15 protein-coding genes are annotated in these 19955 nt (G+C 68.5%); 11 read left to right on the forward strand and 4 right to left on the reverse strand.

The window, feature by feature from the left end:
• Positions 1 to 23: 23 nt before the first annotated feature.
• The 5 genes from ISF28_RS27820 (at position 24) to ISF28_RS27840 (ending at position 12164) form a co-directional block, all read left to right on the forward strand.
• Positions 24 to 2510 (forward strand): CHASE domain-containing protein, encoded by a 2487-nt coding sequence (locus ISF28_RS27820; RefSeq protein WP_198120430.1) that lies wholly within the window; start codon positions 24 to 26, stop codon positions 2508 to 2510.
• A gap of 70 nt (positions 2511 to 2580) precedes the next feature.
• Complete coding sequence (gene recC, locus ISF28_RS27825) at positions 2581 to 5994, forward strand: exodeoxyribonuclease V subunit gamma (protein WP_198120431.1); 3414 nt, start codon at positions 2581 to 2583, stop codon at positions 5992 to 5994.
• Positions 5991 to 9629, forward strand: a complete 3639-nt coding sequence (recB, locus tag ISF28_RS27830; RefSeq protein ID WP_198120432.1) for an exodeoxyribonuclease V subunit beta — start codon at positions 5991 to 5993, stop codon at positions 9627 to 9629. Before recC ends, recB begins: the two co-directional genes overlap by 4 nt.
• Positions 9619 to 11559 carry an exodeoxyribonuclease V subunit alpha gene (gene recD, locus ISF28_RS27835; RefSeq protein ID WP_198120433.1) on the forward strand — a complete coding sequence of 647 codons (1941 nt, stop codon included), beginning with the start codon at positions 9619 to 9621 and terminating at the stop codon, positions 11557 to 11559. The genes recB and recD overlap by 11 nt, the downstream gene beginning before the upstream one ends.
• 41 nt (positions 11560 to 11600) lie before the next feature.
• Positions 11601 to 12164: a DUF488 domain-containing protein gene (locus ISF28_RS27840; RefSeq protein ID WP_198120434.1), complete on the forward strand. Its 564-nt coding sequence runs from the start codon at positions 11601 to 11603 to the stop codon at positions 12162 to 12164.
• Positions 12165 to 12191: 27 nt separating this feature from the next.
• Here the strand turns inward: ISF28_RS27840 and ISF28_RS27845 are convergent, their stop codons facing one another.
• The gene (locus ISF28_RS27845; protein WP_198120435.1) at positions 12192 to 12962 is read right to left on the reverse strand and encodes a hypothetical protein; all 771 of its coding nucleotides are present in this window, start codon (positions 12960 to 12962) and stop codon (positions 12192 to 12194) included.
• Between the two features lie 236 nt (positions 12963 to 13198).
• On the opposite strand from ISF28_RS27845, the gene motA reads away from it, so the two are divergent.
• Positions 13199 to 14059 carry a flagellar motor stator protein MotA gene (gene motA / locus ISF28_RS27850; protein ID WP_198120436.1) on the forward strand — a complete coding sequence of 287 codons (861 nt, stop codon included), beginning with the start codon at positions 13199 to 13201 and terminating at the stop codon, positions 14057 to 14059.
• A gap of 120 nt (positions 14060 to 14179) precedes the next feature.
• Here motA and ISF28_RS27855 read toward each other — a convergent pair whose 3' ends face one another.
• The 3 genes from ISF28_RS27855 to ISF28_RS27865 all read right to left on the reverse strand — a co-directional run bounded on the left by ISF28_RS27855 (position 14180) and on the right by ISF28_RS27865 (position 17003).
• On the reverse strand, positions 14180 to 14713 hold the full coding sequence (locus ISF28_RS27855) for a DUF2939 domain-containing protein (RefSeq protein WP_198120437.1): 534 nt from the start codon (positions 14711 to 14713) through the stop codon (positions 14180 to 14182).
• A gap of 106 nt (positions 14714 to 14819) precedes the next feature.
• Positions 14820 to 15719, reverse strand: a complete 900-nt coding sequence (locus ISF28_RS27860) for a serine hydrolase (RefSeq protein WP_370663510.1) — start codon at positions 15717 to 15719, stop codon at positions 14820 to 14822.
• Positions 15720 to 15986: 267 nt separating this feature from the next.
• On the reverse strand, positions 15987 to 17003 hold the full coding sequence (locus ISF28_RS27865; protein WP_198120439.1) for a sulfate ABC transporter substrate-binding protein: 1017 nt from the start codon (positions 17001 to 17003) through the stop codon (positions 15987 to 15989).
• A 230-nt stretch (positions 17004 to 17233) separates the two neighbouring features.
• On the opposite strand from ISF28_RS27865, the gene ISF28_RS27870 reads away from it, so the two are divergent.
• From ISF28_RS27870 to ISF28_RS27890, 5 genes are all read left to right on the forward strand, one after another.
• Positions 17234 to 17761 carry a GNAT family N-acetyltransferase gene (locus tag ISF28_RS27870; protein WP_198120440.1) on the forward strand — a complete coding sequence of 176 codons (528 nt, stop codon included), beginning with the start codon at positions 17234 to 17236 and terminating at the stop codon, positions 17759 to 17761.
• Positions 17762 to 17866: 105 nt separating this feature from the next.
• Positions 17867 to 18529 (forward strand): YcbK family protein, encoded by a 663-nt coding sequence (locus ISF28_RS27875; protein WP_198120441.1) that lies wholly within the window; start codon positions 17867 to 17869, stop codon positions 18527 to 18529.
• 100 nt (positions 18530 to 18629) lie between these two features.
• A complete protein-coding gene (locus ISF28_RS27880) occupies positions 18630 to 18914 on the forward strand; it encodes a DUF378 domain-containing protein (RefSeq protein ID WP_198120442.1) in 285 nt (94 codons plus the stop codon).
• Between the two features lie 4 nt (positions 18915 to 18918).
• On the forward strand, positions 18919 to 19377 hold the full coding sequence (locus tag ISF28_RS27885; RefSeq protein WP_198120443.1) for a metallophosphoesterase family protein: 459 nt from the start codon (positions 18919 to 18921) through the stop codon (positions 19375 to 19377).
• Between the two features lie 70 nt (positions 19378 to 19447).
• Positions 19448 to 19894 (forward strand): hypothetical protein, encoded by a 447-nt coding sequence (locus ISF28_RS27890; protein WP_198120444.1) that lies wholly within the window; start codon positions 19448 to 19450, stop codon positions 19892 to 19894.
• Positions 19895 to 19955: the final 61 nt, after the last annotated feature.

Consider the following 19955-nt stretch of genomic DNA (forward strand, 5'->3'; position numbering starts at 1 on the left):
GTTGTCATTACGGGCCCGGGGATATGACAGACATCGCATCGCGCAACACGGGAAGGGCGGCCGGGCCGTGGGCCGGCGGCGTCGTACTGGCCCTGGCGGCGGGCGCCGGCCTGTACGCGGCCGCGGCCCACACGGTGGCCGCCGACGTGCAGGCGCGCTTCGATCACCTGGCGCGCAGCGGCCGCCGGCAGCTCGACGGGGCCGTGCATTCGTATGCGGACGTCGTGCGCGGGCTGGCCGGCCTGTTCCAGGCGAACGGCGGGACAGTCACGCGGCTGCGATTCCACAGCTACGTCCAGTCGCTGGGCGTGGCCGAACACTATCCGGCGCTGGAGTCGATCAATTACGCGCAGTACGTGGAAGACGGCGCGCGCGACGCCTTCGTCGCGGCCGTGCGCGCGGACCGCAGCCTCGAGCCGGACGGCTATCCCGGCTTCGCGATCCGGCCCGCCGGACGCCGTCCGTCGTACACGGTGTTGACGTACCTGGAGCCCCCGCTGCCGGAAAAATTCGGCGTCGACTTGACGGCCGGCGCGCCCGCCGTCGTGCAGACGCTGGCCGCCGCGCGCGACAGCGGCCGCATGGCGGCGTCGGGCCGGCCCATCGTCGTCGAGCATCCGGTGCGCCACCTGGCCCTGGCCCTGCGCATGCCCGTCTACCGTTCGCCGGCGGTCACCGGGCGCCCGCTCGACGTCGAAGGGCGGCGCGCGGCGTACGTGGGATCGGTCGGCATCGGCTTTTCCGTCCCGGCCCTCGTGCGGGGCGCCATGCAGGGCCACGACAAGGACCCGGTGGCGCTGCAGCTGTACGCGGCGGCCGACGGCCGCGCGCCGGGCCCGGTGCGCGTGAACGGGGCGGATACGCTGTTGTACGACGGCGCGCCGCCGGCGCTGGCCGGCGCCGACGACCTGCTGGAAACGGTGCTGCCCGTGCGCTTCGACGACAATCTGTGGAAGGCCCGCTTCGTCGCCCGCCGCGCCGACCTGGCGGGCGGGTTCGGGCGCGCGCTCCCGTGGCTGGCGGGCGCGGGCGGCTTCGGCGCGACGCTGCTGGTGGTCGGCTTGTTCATCAACCTGGCCCGGTCGCGCCGCGCGGCCGTGGACGGGCGCCGCCTGCTCGACCTCGTGCTGGACAACGTCGACGCCTACGTCTACCTGAAGGACCGCGACCGCCGCTACCGCTACGTCAACGCGAAGATGGCCGCCGCCTGCGGCTTGCCGGCGCGGGACGTCGTGGGCCGGCGCGACTGCGACGTGATGCCGCCCGCGCAGGCCGATGCCCTGTGGGCGCTGGACCGTCCGGTGCTCGAACTGGGCGAGCAACGCGCCGTGCAGAACGCCTTCGCCGGCGCCGACGGCATCGTCCGCCAGCTGTGGAGCGTGAAGGTGCCGGTGCGCGTCGACGGCGAGGTCGAGGCCGTGCTGTGCGTGTCGACGGACGTCACGGAACTGCATGCGCTGCAGGCCCGGGCCGACGCGGCCAGCCGCGCCAAGAGCGACTTCCTGTCGAACATGAGCCACGAGATCCGCACGCCGATGAACAGCATCATCGGCATGGCGCACCTGGCCCGCAAGCATGCGGACACGCCGCGCCAGCGCGATTACCTGGACAAGATCCACCAGGAGGCGCGGCACCTGCTGGGCATCGTCAACCACGTCCTCGATTTTTCCCGGATGGAGACCGGCACGGTCGAGCCGAGGCCGCACGACGCCGCGCCGGACGCCGCCCCGCGCGACGCCGCCGGATCCGGCGCGCTCGCCGGCCTGACGATCCTGCTGGTCGAGGACAACGCGTTCAACCAGCTGGTGGCGCGCGAGCTGCTGGAGGAAGCCGGCGCCGACGTGGTCGTCGCCGGCGACGGCGCGGCGGCGCTGGAGCGCATGGCCGACCGCCCCGTCCACTGCGTCCTGATGGACGTGCAGATGCCGGTGATGGACGGCATCGAGGCGACGCGGCGCATCCGCCGCGATCCGCGTCACGCGGACGTGAAGGTGATCGCGCTGACGGCGAACGCGGGCCTCGACGACCAGGCCCGCTGCCTCGCGGCCGGCATGGACGAATTCCTGGCCAAGCCCGCCGCGCCGGAGACGCTCGTCGCAACGATTGCGCGCGCGCTCGGCCGCGACGCCCGGCACGCGGACGCGCTGCTCGACCTCGGCGTGCTGTCCGATGCGCTCAAGGGCGAGCCGGCGCGGATGCGCCAGCACGCCTTCCAGTTCCTGGACGCGGCGCGCGACGGCGTGCACGAGATCGACCGCGCGCTGGCCGCGCGCGAGCCGGCGCGGGCGGCGCCGGTGGCGCAGCGCCTGAAGTCGGAAGCGCGCACGGTCGGGGCGCTGAGTTTCGCGCGCGCGTGCGGCGAGCTGTGCGCCGAGCTGGAACGCCAGGCCGAGCCGGGCGCGCCCGGCAACGCGCGCCTGCTGGCGGCCCGGTTGCGCGGCATGCTGGCGCGGCTGGAGCGCCACATCCACGCCGAACTCGGCGCGCGCCAGCAGGATCACCCGCCCTGAAGATTCGCCAGCTCTACCATCCGGAGGGCGGAAGTAGTATGCTGCGCGAGTCTTCCCGTCACCTCTCGTCATGTCATCCCCGATCCGCCCCGGCCTCCTGATCCTGCACGGCAACCAGATGGAGTTTCTGCGCGCCGCCGTCTTCGACTGGCTGCGCGCGAACCCGCTCGGGCCGCTGGAGGAAGAGATCATGCTCGTGCAGTCCAATGGCGTGGCCGAGTGGCTCAAGATCGCGCTGGCGGAAGAGCTGGGCGTGTGCGCGGCCACGCGCGTGGCGTTGCCGGCGCGCTTCCAGTGGGAAGCCTATCGCGGCATGCTGGGGCCGGAGCGGGTGCCGCGCCGCTCGCCGTTCGACAAGGATGCCCTCACGTGGCGCCTGATGCGCCTGCTGCCCGAGGTGCTGGACGGGGACACGTTCGCGCCGCTGCGCCATTTCCTGAACGACGGCGACGCCGAGCGCCGCCTGCAACTGGCCGAACGCCTGGCGGACCTGTACGACCAGTACCAGGTCTACCGCGCCGACTGGCTCACCGACTGGGCCGAGGGCATCGACCAGCTGCGCCGTCCCGGCGGCGAGCCGCTGCCGCTGGCGCCGGACCAGTGCTGGCAGGCGCGGCTCTGGCGCGAGATCCACGCGAGCCTGCCGCCCGAGCGGCGCTGGTCCGGCCGCGCGACGATCCACCAGCAGTTCATGGCGGCCGTGCAGGAAGACCGCGCGCCGGTGCTGCGGCTGCCGCGCCGCGTGATCCTGTTCGGCATGTCGACGTTGCCGTACCAGACGATCCAGGCGATGGCCGGCCTGTCGCGCCACACGCAGGTCCTGATCGCCGTGCCGAACCCGTGCCGGTTCTACTGGGGCGACATCATCGAGGGCCGCGAACTGCTGCGCGCCGCGTACAAGCGCCAGCAGCACCGCAACGGCAGCGACCTGGCCGACGTCCCCGTCGAGCAGCTCCACGCGCACAGCCATCCGCTGCTCGCGAGCTGGGGCCGCCAGGGGCGCGACTTCGTGCGCATGCTCGACGAATTCGACAACGGCGAGGGCGCGCAATTCGGCAACCTGCGCATCGACCTGTTCTCGGACGACGAGCCGGACACGCTGCTGGGCCAGGTGCAGGCCGCCGTGCGCGACCTGCTGCCGCTGTCCGAACATCCGCACGTGCCGCCGCCGTCGTCGGATCGCTCGATCGAATTCCACATCGCGCACAGCGCCCAGCGCGAGGTCGAAGTGCTGCACGACCAGCTGCTGTCGTGGTTCGCCGAAGAACGGGAAGAAGACGAGGGCGGCGCCCTGCGCCCGCGCGACGTCGTCGTGATGGTGCCGGACATCGAGACCTTTTCCGCGGCCGTGCACGCCGTGTTCGACCAGCACAAGCGCAGCGACCCGCGCTACATCCCGTTCGAGATCGGCGACGTGAAGGACCGCAGCCGGAACCCGCTGCTCGTGGCGCTGGAATGGCTGCTGCGGCTGCCGCAGCAGCGCTGCCGCCAGAGCGAGGTGCGCGACTTGCTCGACGTGCCCGCGCTGGCCGCGCGCTTCGGCCTGGAGGATGCGGACCTCCCGATCCTCGGCCACTGGATCGAGGGCGCCAGCGTGCGCTGGGGCCTGGACCAGCGCCACCGCGCCGGCCTGGGCCTCGGTTCCGCGGGCGAGCAGAATTCCTGGCTGTTCGGCGTGCGCCGCATGCTGCTCGGCTATGCGACCGGCATTGGGGCCAGCTACCGCGACATCGAACCGTATCCGGAAGTGGGCGGGCTCGATGCGGCGCTGGCCGGTTCGCTGGCCGAGCTGGTGGAAGCGCTGCTGGCCTGGCGCGAGGACCTGGACCGGACGCTCGCCCCGATGGAGTGGGGCCGGTGCGCGCGCGCGCTGCTGGCCCGCTTCTTCCGCGCGACGAACGAGGAAGACCGCCTGATGCTGCACCAGCTGGAAGAAGCGCTGCAATGCTGGCTGGAGATCTGCGAGAGCGCGCTGTTCGACGAACCCGTGTCGCTGGCCGTGATGCGCGAGGCCTGGCTCGGCCAGCTGGACCAGCCGGCGCTGTCGCACCAGTTCGTGTCCGGCGGCGTCACGTTCTGCACCTTGATGCCGATGCGCGCCGTGCCGTTCCGCGTCGTCTGCCTGCTCGGCATGAACGACGGCGACTTCCCGCGCCGCGGCCATCAATCCGATTTCGACCTGCTGGCGCTGCCGGGCCTCTCGCGCCCCGGCGACCGCTCGCGCCGCGACGACGACCGCTACCTGATGCTGGAAGCCGTGCTGGCCGCGCGCGAAAAGCTGTACGTCAGCTGGGTGGGCCGCAACGTGCGCGACAACACGGAGCAGCCGGCGTCCGTGCTCGTGGCGCAGCTGCGCGACTATCTCGCCGCCGGCTGGGACCTGGATCTGGCCGAACGCACGACCGTGCACGCGCTGCAGCCGTTCTCGCGCCGCTATTTCGAGCGCGGCGGCCTGCTCACGTATGCGGGCGAATGGCGGTCCGCGCATGGAGCCGACGCGGACCGCGCCGATGACGCGCTTGATGCCGATCCTCTGCCGCCGTTCGAACTGGACGAGGACTACCGCCTCACCCTGGGCGAACTGGCGAGCTTCCTGCGCCAGCCGGCGCGCTACTTCTTCCGCCGCCGCCTGGGCGTGACGTTCAACGACCTGGAAGTCGTCGGCGAGGACGAGGAACCGTTCTCCCTCGACGCCCTCGACCGCTATTTTCTGGAAGACACGCTGCTCGACGACAGCGGAACCCCCGAGCAACCGGACGAGGTGCGCGAGGTGTTGGAACTGCGCGCGGCGCGGCTCGCGCGCGAAGGCGTGCTGCCGATCGGCCTCGTCGGCCGGCAATGGCAGCAGCAGCTCGTCGACGACCTCGTCCCCGTGCGCCAAGCGTGGCTCGCGCTCGGCGGCCGCTATCCGCGCCCGGCGCCGAAACTGGCGGTTGGCGTGGACGTGGGCGGCTTGCGGATCGAGGACTGGATCGACCGCCTGCGCAGCAACGACGTCGAGACCGTGTGGCTGCTGCAGATGTCCTCGAAAGTCCTGGACCGCAAGGGCGAGCCGCGCGGCGACAAATTGATCGGCCCGTGGCTGCGCCAGCTGGCCGCCGCCGCGATGGGCGAGCGCGTCGGCGGCGTGCTCGTGGCGCGCGACGCCAGCCTCGCGCTGGCGCCGCTGGACCGCGGCGACGCGCTCGCGCAGCTGGAGACGCTGGTGACCTTGTGGCGCGCCAATCTCGACCGGCCGCTGCCCGTCGCCTGCAAGACGGCGCTCGCGCATTTCGGCGGCGGCGACGCGCGCGAGACGTACGACGGCGGCTTCGAGATCGACGGCGAAGTGATGGACCCGTGCCTCGCGCGCCTGTGGCCGGAATTCGCGCTGCTGCGCGCCGCCGGCGGCTGGCCGCTCGTGGCCGAGGCGTTGTACGGCCCGCTGGTCGCGTGGCTGAAGGACGGCGTGACCGTGACCCGCTTCGATGGAGACGCGCCATGAGCCGGCTGCTCGACGCGTTGACCTTCCCGCTGCACGGCTCGCGCCTCATCGAGGCCAGCGCCGGCACCGGCAAGACGTGGACCATCGCCGCGCTGTACCTGCGGCTCGTGCTGGGCCACGGCGACGCAGACGGCTATACCCGGCCCCTGATGCCGCCCGAGATCCTCGTGATGACGTTCACCCGCGCCGCCACGCGCGAGTTGTCGAACCGCGTGCGCGAGCGGCTCGTGCAGGCGGCGGCGTGCTTCCGCGGCGAGGCCGACGCGGACGACCCCTACCTGGCGGCGCTGGCCGACGCGTACGGCGACGCGCAGCAGCGCCAAGTGGCCGCGCACCGACTCGTGCTGGCGGCGGAGACGATGGACGAAGCCGCGATCTTCACCATCGACGCCTGGTGCCAGCGCATGCTGCGCGAGCACGCGTTCGACAGCGGCAGCCTGTTCGACGAAGAACTCGTCAGCGACGAGCGCGCCCTGTTCGAGGACGCGGCGCACGATTACTGGCGCCAGCACGTGTACCCGCTGTCGGGCAGCCTGCTGGCCAGCCTGTTGTCGTGCTGGAGCGACGTCGACGCGCTGAAACGGTCCGTGCGCGAGCTGGTGCAGCGCGCCGGGCGCCTCGACGACGGCGTCGAACGTCCGCTGGGCGACGTGATCCTCGACGCCGAGCGCGCGCAACGCGCCGAACTGGCGCGGCTGAAGGACGGCTGGCCGGCGCGCGCCGACGCGATGGAAGCATGGATCGCGGCGCAGCGCGGCGTGAATGCCAAGGCGTTCAACGGCAACAAGATGCGCCCGGACTCGCTGGCGAAAGCGTTCGACGCGCTGCGCCGCTGGGCCGGCGACCCGCAGGCGCACTATCCGCAATTGACCGACGCCCTGTGGCACCGGCTGACGCCGGACGGCATCCTCGACGCGTTCAGCAAGGACTACGACACGCCGATCCCGGAGTGCTTCGAGCACACGGCGGCGCTGAAGGAAGGGCTCGACGCCATCTCTCCGGTGGCGCACGCGCTGCTGCGCCACGCCGCGTGCGCCATCGCGCACCGCATGGCGGAACTCAAGCGCCGCAACCGCCAGTTCGGCTTCGCCGACATGCTGGTGCGCCTGAAGGATGCGCTGGAAGGACCGAACGGCGCGGCGCTGCGCCGGCGCATCCTCGACCAGTACCCGGTGGCGCTGGTCGACGAATTCCAGGACACGTCGCCCGACCAGTACCGCATCTTCGACCTGCTGTACCGCGTGGCCGACAACGAGGAGGCAGCCGGGCTGTTCCTCATCGGCGACCCGAAGCAGTCGATCTACGGCTTTCGCGGCGCCGACATCCACAGCTACCTGGCGGCGCGGCGCGCGACGGCGGGCCGCCACTACCAGCTGGGGACGAACTACCGCTCGACGCGCCAGCTCGTCGAGGCCGTGAACCAGCTGTTCCTGCACGCCGAAGGCCGGTACGCGGCCGGCGCGTTCCGCTTCCGCAAGGGAGAGGAGAATCCGCTGCCGTTCGAGGCCGTCGACGCGGCGGGACGCAGGCAGCGGCTGGTTGGCGTGGACGGGCCGTTCCAGGCGCTCGCCGTCGGCATGGCGGACATCGAGGACATGCGCGCGGACGACTACCGCGAATTCTTCGCCCAGCACTGCGCCGAGCACATCGTCCGCGTGCTGAACGACCCGAAGGCGGGCTTCGAAGACGACGCGGGCCGCTTCACGCGCCTGATGCCGGCGGATATCGCGATCCTCGTGCGCGACCGGCGCGAGGCCGCCGCCGTGCGCCGGGCCCTCGTGCAAAGGACGGTCGCCAGCGTGTACCTGTCCGACCAGGACTCGGTGGTGGAAAGCGACGAGGCGCGCGACGTGCTGCGCTGGCTGCAGGCCGTGGCGAACCCGCTCGACGTCACGCTCGCCCGCGCCGCGTTCGCGACCGCGACGTGCGCGCTGCCGCTGGCGCAGTTGGCGCAACTGGCGAGCGACGAACTGGCGTGGGAAGTGCGCGTCGAGCAGCTGAAATCCCTGCACCAGGCCTGGCAGCGCCAGGGCGTGCTGGCGATGCTGCGCCGCTTCATCCACGAACTGGGCCTGCCCGCCAAGCTGCTCGGGGCGCCGGGCGGCGAGCGCCGGCTGACGAACCTGCTGCACCTCGCGGAGCTGCTGCAGGAAGCGAGCCGCGAGCTGGATGGCGAGCAGGCCCTGATCCGCTGGTTCGCCGAGCAGGTCGAAGGTGTGGGCGAGGGGGGCGACGAGCGCGTGCTGCGGCTGGAGTCGGACGCGGAACTGGTCAAGGTCGTCACCGTGCACAAATCGAAGGGCCTGGAATATCCGCTCGTGTACCTGCCGTTCGCCGTCACGGCGCGCAAGACGGACCGCCGCAACCGCGCCTTCTTCGAATACGTGGAAGACGACGGCGAGCGCCGCATCGATCTCGCCCTGTCCGACGCGGCCATGGCCGCCGTCGACCGCGCGCGCCTGGAGGAAGACCTGCGCCTGTTGTACGTGGCGCTGACGCGGGCCCGCCACTTCCTGTGGCTCGGCGTGGCCGCGGTGGCGGCGCGCAAGAAGGGCGAGAACCTGCTGCACGAATCGGCGCTGGGCTATCTGCTGACGGGCGGCACGCCGGTGCCCGCCGCCGCCGTGCGCGAGCGCTGGGAGGAACTGCGCGGCGGCGTGGCCGGCATCGAGGTGCATGCGCTGGCCAGCCCGGACGGCTGCACGCGGCTGCGCCGCGACGACGTGCGGCCGGACCTCGTGGAGCCGCCGCGGTTCGACGCGCGCTTCGAGCGCAACTGGGCCGTCGGCTCGTTCACGTCGCTGACGAAGAACACGGTGGCCGCGGCGCCGCCCACACGCCCGCAGGAAGAAAACCTGCTGGAGGAAGACGACCCGGGCGTCGTGCCGGTCGCGCACAGCGAGGACGCGCCGTGGCACCGCTTCCCGCGCGGCGCCGGTCCCGGCAACTTCCTGCACGAGCAGCTCGAGTGGATGGCGAGGGAGGGTTTCGGCCAGGTCGACGAGGAAGAGTACCAAGCGCGAGTCGCGCAGCGTATCCGGCGCGCCGGCTGGGGCAACCGCGAGGCCGATGCCCTGGCGTGGCTGCGCATGATCGCGGTGACGCCGCTGCCGCCCGTCGGCTGCGCGCTCGCGGACATCGAGGCGCCGCTGGCCGAGATGGAATTCTGGTTCCCCAGCCGCCAGCTGGACGTGGCCGCGCTCGACCGCCTGTGCCGCCGCCGCATGCTGGGAAACACGCCGCGCCCCGTGCTGCCGGAGCGCCGGCTGCACGGCATGCTGAAGGGGTTCACGGACCTCGTGTTCGAGTGCCACGGCCGCTACTGGGTGCTGGACTACAAGTCGAACGCGCTCGGGCCGGGCGACGCCGCGTACACGCAGGCCGCGATGGCGGCCGGCATGGCCGAGCACCGCTACGACATCCAGGGCGCCATCTACATGCTCGCGGTGCACCGGCTGCTGCGCACCCGCCTCGGCGCCGCGTATTCGCCGCATGAGCACCTGGGCGGCGCCGTGTTCCTGTTCCTGCGCGGGATCGGCAACCCGGCCACGCACGGCTGCTATCTGCTGGAGCCGGACCTGGAATTGCTGGACGGGCTCGATCGCCTGCTGGGAAAGGACACGCATGACGCTTGAGCCCATCGACGCATCGGCATTCTGGGCCGAAGTGGAACGCCTGACGGAGGCGGGCGAGCTGCGCCGCCTGTCCGGCGTGTTCGCGCGCTTCGTCGCGACCCTGGGCACTGTCGATTCGATGCCGTTGCTGCTTGCCTCGCTCGTGCTGTCGGAGCTGGAAGGCCGCGGCCATAGCTGCCTGCTGCTGGACGACCTCGCGGGCGATCCGGCCGGGCTGCTCGGCTGGACGGACGAGGACTGGAAGGCGCTCGCGCGCGCCGCGAAGCCGCTGCCGCGCGGCGCGAAGGGCTGGGTCAACCAGCTGAGCGCCTGCGAGCAGGTGTGGCGCGTGGGCGACCTCGATTACGACCAGCCGCTCGTGCTGGACGAGTCGCGCCTGTACCTGCGCCGCTACTGGCGCGACGAAACGCTCGTCGCCACGTGCGTGCGCATGCGCGCGCAGGAGCGGCGCGACGTCGACATCGAGCAGGCCCGCACGTGGCTGGAAGCGCTGTTCGGCGCCCAGCGCGCGGGCGAAGCGCCGGACTGGCAGCGCATCGCCTGCGCCGTCGCGCTGCGCGGCGCGTTCGCCATCATCACCGGCGGCCCGGGTACCGGCAAGACGTACACGGTGGCGCGGCTGCTGGCGCTGCTGTTCGCCACGGCGCCGGATTGCGCGCGCCAGCGCATCGCGCTCGCCGCGCCGACGGGCAAGGCGGCGGCGCGCCTGAAGCAGGCGATCGACAAGGCGCTGGGCGAGCTGGCCGACCGCGTGGGCGGCGCTCTGCCGCTGCGCGAGCTGACGAAGCGCATGGGCGCCGCCCGCACCCTGCACAGCCTTCTGGGCGCGCGGCCGGACACACGCAGCTTCGCGCACCACCGCGGCAATCCGCTCGACGTCGACGTGTTGATCGTCGACGAGGCGTCGATGGTGCACCTGGAGATGATGGCGTCGCTGCTCGACGCGCTGCCCGCGGGCGCGACCCTGGTCCTGCTGGGCGACAAGGACCAGCTGGCGTCCGTGGAGGCGGGCGCCGTGCTGGGCGACCTGTGCCACGACGCCCAGGCCGGCCGCTACGACGCGGACACGCTGGACTATGTGCAGGCGGCCAGCGGCGAGGCGATCCCGGAACGCTATGTGGGCGACGGCGGTCCGCTCGCCCAGCAGACCGTCATGCTGCGCCACAGCCGCCGCTTCGGCGGCCCGATCGGCAAGCTGGCGCTGGCCGTCAACGGGGGCGACGTCGACGGCGCGGCCGCCGTGCTGCGCGCGCCGGAGGCGGCGGGCGTGCTGCGCTGGATCGATCACGCCCACCAGCACCACGTGATCCAGCTGGCCGTCGACGGCTATCGTCCCTACCTGGAACTGCTGCGCGCCGGCGGCGCCGGCCATGCCGGCCACGAGGACTGGGTGCGCGCCGTGCTGCAGCACTTCGAAGCCTTCCGGGTGCTGTGTGCCGTGCGCGAGGGCGAGTGGGGCGTCGAGGGCTTGAACGACGCCATCGAACAACGCCTCGCGCAGGCGGGTCTTATCGTGCGCGGCGATTGGTACGTCGGACGGCCCGTCATGGTCACGCGCAACGACTATCCGACCAAGACCTTCAACGGCGACATCGGCCTCGCGCTGGCCGACCCGGCCCGCCCCGGTTCGCTGCGCGTGTGGTTCCTCGAAGGCGACAACGTGCGCAGCGTGCTGGCCACGCGGCTGCGGCACGTGGAGACGGCCTATGCGATGACGGTCCACAAATCGCAGGGCTCGGAATTCGCGCACACGGTGCTGGCGCTGCCGAAAGAGGGCGGCGCCGTGCTCGCGCGCGAGCTGGTCTACACGGGGATCACGCGCGCGAGCCGGCAATTCACGTTGACGACGCCGGCGCCGGCCGTGCTGGGCGACGCCATCCTGCGGCGCACGCACCGCGCCAGCGGCCTGCGGGGCATGGTTGAAAGATAATCCGTGCCAGAATGGGCGCATCGCCACCGTGAGGGCTGCGCATGGAAACCGTCTGCACCATCGGCCATTCGAACCGTACGATTGAAGACTTCATCGGCCTGTTGCGCCAGAACGGGATCGCCTGCCTGCTCGACATCCGGACGGTGCCGAAATCGCGCCACAATCCGCAATTCGGACAGGATCAGCTGGCCGCGTCGCTGGCCGACGCCGGCATCGAATACCGCTACTTGCCCGGCCTCGGCGGCCTGCGCCGGCCGCGCAAGGATTCGCCGAACACGGGCTGGCGCAACACGTCGTTCCGCGGCTATGCCGACTACATGCAGACCGGCGACTTCGCTGCCAACGTCGACGCCGTCATCGAACTGGGGCGCGAGAAGCCTTGCGCGCTGATGTGCGCGGAAGCGGTGCCGTGGCGCTGCCACCGCTCGCTCGTGGCCGACGCGCTGCTGGTGCGCGGCGTGCCCGTCGACGACATCATCGACGCACGCCAGCGCCGCCCGCACAAGCTGACGCCGTTCGCACACGTCGAGGGCTTGCGCATCACGTATCCGCCGGAGCCGGATTTGCTGACGCAACCCAAACCGTCCGGCAAGGAAACGACGTGACTCATGGCAAGGCTTCGACGTCGTGCGTCAAGGATGCGGTATCGGGTTACCGGCCTTGCACCAGTGGCGGGCAAGCGCAAAACCGAACAGGGCGATGGGCACTTCCAACCAGAACGGCGTTGCCATACTCCATCGGTAGCCCCATTCGGGCAACTGCAGCGCTGTGAACAGTGCTGCGAACAGGAAAAGTTTCTTTGCTCGCTCCGGGTGCGACCGTATTGTCAAGATGGCGGCATAAAACGCACCGCAACCGACCAGTGCCGCCAGCACCAGGATTGGCGGCAGGGCGCCTGACCTGGCCAACTCTGGATACGCGTACGAATATCTGATCAAAACGGTCAGATGATTCGCAGCCAGACCAAGGAGCAACATCCTGTATAGATGGCGTCGGTCTGACTGTACCGGCGAACGACGCCTGGGCGATCGCTCGAACAGCCGTACCGTGAAATATATCAAGGCAAGGTAGTACAGCGCGTCAAAGAAGGTGACGGGCACGTTGGGCCGGCCAAATAACTCGGACAGGCTGTTCGTCAGCAAGTAGCCCATACCAGCCAGTGCTTCAGTACGCATCAGGAACACGGCGCAACCGGTAGCCACTTGCACGACACAGGTGACGCCCCAGAGCAATAATACGTAGGCGGTCGTAATGCCCGCTATGGTATTCAACGGTGGGACCGCAGGAGCATCGTTGAGAACCATGAGGCCGGCCGCAAGCAGCATCAGTGCTGACAGCCAACAAATCGCAGAGATGATGTAGGCGGCCAGGTCGCGCTTGAGTGCAGGAGATTCGGTTGACATTGTTGAGCCAGGCGTAACGAAGGAATGGTGTGTTGAGCAATATATTATTGCATTTTGGAAAGTTTGTTTGAAAATAGTTAGACTGAGCCTATAACGTCGCATGTGCGCCGATGTCGATTACCGACGGCACTTGCTGTTCGATCGCAAGCTGCTTTCCAACTCGCACGCTAACCTTTGCTTTCCATATGGCAACAATGTTAAAGTTGCGGCTTGGGAAAAGTTATCGGAGCGGTATCATGTTGATTGTCGTGGGTTTCGTGATCGTCCTGCTGGCGGTGTTCGGCGGCTTCGTCCTGCAAGACGGGCACCTGGCCGCGTTGTTCCAGCCTTACGAACTCCTGATGATCTTCGGCGGCGCGCTGGGCGCGTTCGTCATCGCCAACGATCGCAAGGCCATCGGCCTCACGTGGCGCAGCCTGCCGACGCTGTTCCACGGCTCGCGCTACACGCGCGAACTGTATATGGCCTTGATGGGGCTCATGTTCGACCTGTTGACGAAGGTTCGCCGCGAAGGGTTGATGGCGCTGGAAGACGAGATCGACGCGCCTTACGAAAGCGCCATCTTCACGAAGTACCGCGCCATCTTGCTGGACGATCATTTATTGGAATTCATCACCGACTACCTGCGCCTGATGGTGTCGGGGACGATGAACAGCTACCAGCTGGAAAACCTGATGGACAACGAGATCGACACGTACCAGGAAGACGCCGACATCCCCGTGCACGCCATCCACAAGCTGGCGGACGGCATGCCCGCGTTCGGCATCGTGGCGGCCGTGATGGGCGTCGTGCACACGATGGGTGCCATCGGCCGTCCACCGGCCGAACTGGGAGCCCTGATCGCGGCCGCGCTCGTCGGCACCTTCCTCGGCATCCTGTTGTCGTACGGCCTCGTCGCGCCGCTCGCGAGCCTGCTGCAGCGGCGCCACCAGGAAGTCGTGAAGGCGCTGCAATGCGTGAAGGTGACGTTGCTGGCGTCGATGAACGGCTACGCCCCGCCGATCGCCGTGGAATTCGGCCGCAAGGTCATCTCGGCCACGGAGCGCCCGACGTTCGCCGAGCTGGAAGGCCACGTGCGCCAGCTGAAGTCGCGCTAACACCCCATCTCGGTAGGCGCGAACTGGTAGGGTGGGCGGCCTCCGCCCACCAAACGTATGCGTCGCAGTAACGCATGGTGGGCACTGGGGTGCCCACCCTACTGGGATAGGCGCTAGACGTCAGCGGTCCGCCGCCATCTCGATGGCGGCCAGCTTCCACGTCCACAGGCCGTCGCGCCGGAACACGAAGCTGCCGCCGTCCTCTCCCGTGATGGCAAAGCGATCCCAGCTGCGGTAGCGCAGCGCGAAACGGGGCTTGTCGTGCACGGGCTCGGCATCGGGCGCCGGCGCGGCCTGGCCCGGCCTGGCGATCGAAATCCGGCCATGCTCGACCATGGCGGCCACGGCCGCGGGCGATACGACGGCGTCGACGAGCGGATCGACGAGGGCCTGCGCGAGTTTCGTCCCGAACTCGGCGAACGGATTCGCGCCGCCGGGCTTGTCCAAGTCCGCCTTCATCGACGCCAGCATCTGCGCCTTCACGCTGGTACGCAAGGCCGGGAAGTCGACTTGCTCGGCGACGGCGCCGCCGTCGTGCCGCTCGACGGCGGCGCGCAGGCGGTGCAGCGTCCACCATGGGCTGGCGATGCTCGTGGCGGCGACGGCGAGGAGGGCGCCGACGGCGGCGGTGGTGAGGACTCGGGTGCGGTTCATCACTGATTTCTTAATGGAAAAAACGTCATGATACCGGAGCGTGTTGCGGTTAACGAAAAAGCCGGAACGGTCGCCCGTCCCGGCTTTTTAGATCCTGTTGCCGCGCTCAGCGATGCCGGCGATGGCGCGTCACGACCATGTGCCTGTGCCTGTGATGTGAACCGCGGCCGACGGACGCGCGGATGCGCGGACCGCCCACGGAGGCGCGCACGCGCGGCGATTCGGCGCGCGTGGAGACAGGGGCGGTGTCGCCCAGCACGTGGCGGCGGACGTTCAGGGCGTCCAGCAGGCGCACGGACGAGGCGCCCGCGTTCAGCAGCACCATCGTTGCGTTCTTGCCGGCGGCCTTGATGCGCATGATCAGGCAGCGTCCCGCTTCCAGCGTGTAGCCCGTCTTCGACAGGCCGATGTCCCAGCCTTTTGCGCCGACGAGGCGGTTCGTGTTGTGGTATTCGACTTCGCGGCCCTTGATGTTGATCAGGTCCTTCGGCGACGTGGTGATGCGGGTGATTTCCGGATAGTTCGAGGCGGCCGTCGCCATCTTGACGAGGTCGGCGGCCGTCGAGCGGTTGTGCGGGCTCAGGCCGGTCGGTTCCTCGAGGACGGTCTGGGTCATGCCCAGCGCCGCGATCTTGCGCTTGACGGCCACATGGAAGGCATCAATGCCGCCCGGATACGTGCGCGCCAGCGCGGCGGCGGCGCGGTTGTCCGAGGACATCAGCGCCAGCTGCAGGACGTCGCGGCGCGGAATCGTCGCACCGACGGGCACGCGCGACGAGCTGTGCTTGAGCATGTCGACGTCCTCCTTCTCGATCTCGATCGGCTCGTTCATGTCCTGGTGGGCATCGAGCACGACCATGGCGGTCATGAGCTTGGTCAGCGAAGCGATGGGCGCGACGGTGCTGGCGTTCTTTTCGAACAGCACTTTGCCGGTGTCGTCTTCGACCACCAGCACGGATTGCGATCCGAACGGCACGGCGAGGGCCGCGGCACTGGAGATCGTCATCACTACGGCAGCGAGGAATTTTTTGATCATGGATGGTTGTCTGGGTACGGTTAATGGTCGGGCGCCGGGCGGCGGCGGAGCATCAGCGTCGGGTTGGCAGATAGCGTCTAGCTATACGGCAACAATAAAGTTGAACGATAGCATCAATGATTGACACATGTCCATGTCCATCAGTGAAATATCGAGTCCATGAGCAAGATTCTACAAGAAAAAAAAGCCCCGCGTTGCCGCAGGGCCTTCTTTTTGAACGGAATTTTCCGAACTGTCTTATTTTGAGGTGTAGATTTTGTCGAATTCACCACCATCGTCGAAATGCCGTTTCTGCGCGGCACGCCACCCGCCGAATACGTCGTCCACCGTGAACAACTGGATCGGCTTGTAGTTGGCGGCATATTGCTTCATGACTTTTTCGTTGCGCACGCGCAGGTAGTGCTTGGCGCCGATGGCCTGGCCCTGTTCCGAATACAGGAAGTTGAGGTAGGCCGTCGCCTGCTTGCGGATGCCCTTGCGGTCGACGACCTTGTCGACGACGGCCACCGGCGACTCGGCCAGCACGGAAATCGACGGGTACACGACTTCGAAGTTGTTGCCGAACTCGGCGCGCACGAGGTTCACTTCGTTCTCGAACGTGACGAGGGCGTCGCCGATCTGGCGCTGCGTGAACGTGGTGGTCGCGGCGCGGCCCCCGGCGTCCAGCACGGGCACGTTCTTGAAGATCTTGCCGACGAGCGCGCGCGCCTGCGCTTCGTTGCCGCCTTTCTTGATCACGGAGCCCCACGCCGCCAGGTAGGTGTAGCGGCCGTTGCCGGCGGTCTTGGGATTCGGGATGATGACTTTCACACCCGGCTTGGCCAGGTCGGCCCAGTCGTGGATGCCCTTCGGATTGCCCTTGCGGACCAGGAACACCATGGTCGAGTAATAGGGCGCGGCGTTGTCCGGGAATTTCTTCGCCCAGTCCTTCGCGACGAGGCCGCGGTCGGCCAGCATGTCGATGTCGTTGGCCTGGTTCATCGTGACGACGGACGCTTCCAGGCCGTCGGCGACGGCACGGGCCTGCTTGCTGGAGCCGCCGTGCGATTGCTTGATCGTGATGTTCTGGCCGGTCGTCTTTTTCCATTCGGCGACGAAGGCCGGGTTGATGTCCTTGTACAGCTCGCGTGCCACGTCGTACGACACGTTGAGCAATTCCACGTCGGCGGCCTGGGCGGTGAACGGGATCACGGCACTGCCGAGGGCCAGCGCCAGCAGTGCGCGGCGCAGCGAGGAAATGGATGGGATCGCCATATCGTTTTCCTTGTGAAGACTTTGCTAGGGGTGTTCGATCGTCCGTTAAAAAATAGCAAAACAAAAGTACATTTTTATCATATGCTTAGACGCCATATGAGACATGCATACGCTTGGGACCGCCGCAAAGCAGGCATGTCGCGTTTGCGGTATAGTCCGGCCTTTCGGATTTTGGCCGGTCGGTCCGGCCCGCTGATTCATTGTTTGTTCTAGGTTGATGCTGAAAAACCATGGGTATCGAAATTCGCCAGGCAACACCGAATGATGCGCCGGCGGCGTGCGCTCTGCTGCGTCGTTCGATCGAGGAGGGCTGCGTGGCCGACCACGGCGGCCGTCCCGAGATCCTGCAGGCCTGGCTCGGCAACAAGACGACGCAGAACGTGCTCGGCTGGCTGTCGTCGCCCACCAATCATGCCGTCGTGGCGGAGAGAGTGGCGGACGGGACGCGCGAGCTGGTCGGCCTGGCCTTGTTGAACCAGGCCGGTAAGGTGCCGCTGTGCTATGTCCGGCCGGATCTGTTGCGCCACGGCGTCGGGCGGGCGTTGCTGTGCGCGCTGGAAGCGCAGGCGCGGGCGTGGAACATCCGCAAGGTGCACATGCAGAGCCCGGGTTCCGCCAGCGGCTTCTTCGAGCGCCTCGGTTATGTCAATGCGGGCAAGGACAAGTCCTGTTTCGGCCTCGAATGTGACTTTCTCTGGAAACAGCTGGACGCCGAAACGGTGCCGGCACGCAAGCGTTTTTGCAATTGCAGCCAGTGAGCTGCGTCACGCCGCTGTCGCTATTTAACGTTACAGATCGTGAACTCGTCTTTGTTCTGCCGGATGCATGCGCTATAGTAGTCGGGTTGCAATGATGAGTTCGATATGGCTTCCCGCAGAGACTTTCTTCACCAGGGTTTGCGCCTGACCGCGCTTGGGCTCGTGTCCGTCCCCTTGGTCGACGCCCACGCGGCCCGCGCCGCCGCCGGCCGCGACCAGGCCGACGCGCCCGGCCCCGACCTGGAACCGCCCCCCGACCTGTTCGACTCCCAAGTGGTCGACATCGACTTCTGGGTCAAGCCGCGCACCTTGTCCGTGATCCGTCCGGCCAGCGGCGAACGCGCCAGCGTCCTGTACTGGAAGGACGGCGAGGTGATCGACTCGGCCTACCAGGAACTGTGCCATCTGCTGCGCGACGTGAACGGCAAGGCGTCGATTGCCATCGATCCCAAGCTGCTCGAGACGCTGTGGGCGTCGCAGGCGTTCGTGGCGCGCTACGGCCTCGACCGTCCGCTCGAGATCCTGTCCGGCTACCGCACGCCGGCATCCAACCGGCGCCTGATCGAGCAGGGCGTGCCCGCCGCGCGCCAGTCGCTCCACATGTCCGGCAAGGCGGCCGACATGCGCATCGCCGGCCTCACCGAGGAAGTGCTGGGCGGACTCGTGAAGAGTTTCCGCACGGGCGGCGTCGGATTCTATTACCGCTCCGGCCCGAAAGGCGGCTGGATCCACACGGACACCGGCCTGAACCGTACCTGGAAGGGCTGAGCGTGCGCGCCGCCGCCGGATTCCGGCACGGATAGGCGGCGCACGGCTTCGCGCGTTTTTGCTATCGTGGGCGCACCAACCTTTCCCGAAGGAGGACATGATGGCAACCATGAACGCACCCACGATGGAACGGCGGCACTTGCCCGAGCGGCGTGCTTCCGTGCGTGAAGGCACGACGGCGATGACCGGACTCGATTATGCCGCGATGGTCCTCCTGATCATCGGCGGCCTGAACTGGGCGATGGTCGGCCTGTTCGACGTCGACGTCGTCGCCACCTTGTTCGGACCGGGCAGCCCCGCCAGCCGCGTCGTGTATGTGATCGTCGGCCTCGCGGCCCTGTATTCGATCTATACCGCAACGAAGCTGAGCCGCTATAAGCACTGAATCCATGCGGGTCGGCCTGATTTCCGACACGCACGGCCTGCTGCGCCCCGAGGCGCTCGATTTTCTCGCCGGGGCCGACCATATCGTCCACGGCGGCGACATTGGCGGCCCGGAGATCCTCGAGCGCCTCGCGGCCATCGCGCCGCTGACGGTGGTGCGCGGCAATAACGACACGGCGCCGTGGGCGCGCGCGATTCCCGAGGCGGCCCGCGTCGACGTCGGGGCCGTCGCGCTGTACGCGATCCACGACCTGAAACGCCTGGTCATCGACCCGCGCGCGACCGGGGTCGGCGTCGTCGTGTCCGGCCACTCGCACCATCCCGCGTGCAGCGAACGGGACGGCGTGCTGTACGTGAACCCGGGCAGCGCCGGACCGCGCCGTTTCAGCCTGCCGATCTCGGCCGCCGAGCTCTTCATCGATGACGCCGGCGTCCGTGCGCGGCTCGTCACGCTCATCCCGTAGCGGCGCTCTGGCCGCGGGACGGGAAATGCCGTAGCATACGCGCCGTCTCCCAGCTTGATCGATCCCCTCCATGACGTCCGACCAGAACACCAACGACCGCGCCGCCGACAGTACCGACAGTACCAGCGCCGAACGCCCGCGCTTCCGCCCCGTCCCGTGGACGCCGCTGGAAACGCCGCAGGACGTCGAGCTGTGGATCGACGAGCACAACCGCGCGATGCAGGAACTCGTCAGGCCGCAGGAGACGGGCGTCGGCGTCCGCTTCCACCTCGAGGCGGGCGGCAACGTGACCATGCAGACGGCGGCGGACGCCGTCATCCTCGACGTCGAGTCGGACGCCAGCTGGGTCGCGCCCCTCATCATGGCCGCGACGGGCGCGGAGCAGCCGGCCGGCACGATCTGGGTGCTCTCCGATGACAAGCTCGTGCAACTGCTGCTGGGCTTGTCGACGCTCGTCGAGAGCTCGCTGATCGTCACGGGCCACAACTTCGGCAAGCATGGCCGGCGACAATTTTAGTAAAATTCAAGACAATATTTCCTTTGCGCAAAAGCGTGATTCGGCGTTAAATCAGGGCTGT

Origin of the sequence: Massilia rhizosphaerae (assembly GCF_016093545.1) — a bacterium.
Lineage (GTDB): Bacteria > Pseudomonadota > Gammaproteobacteria > Burkholderiales > Burkholderiaceae_D > Telluria > Telluria rhizosphaerae.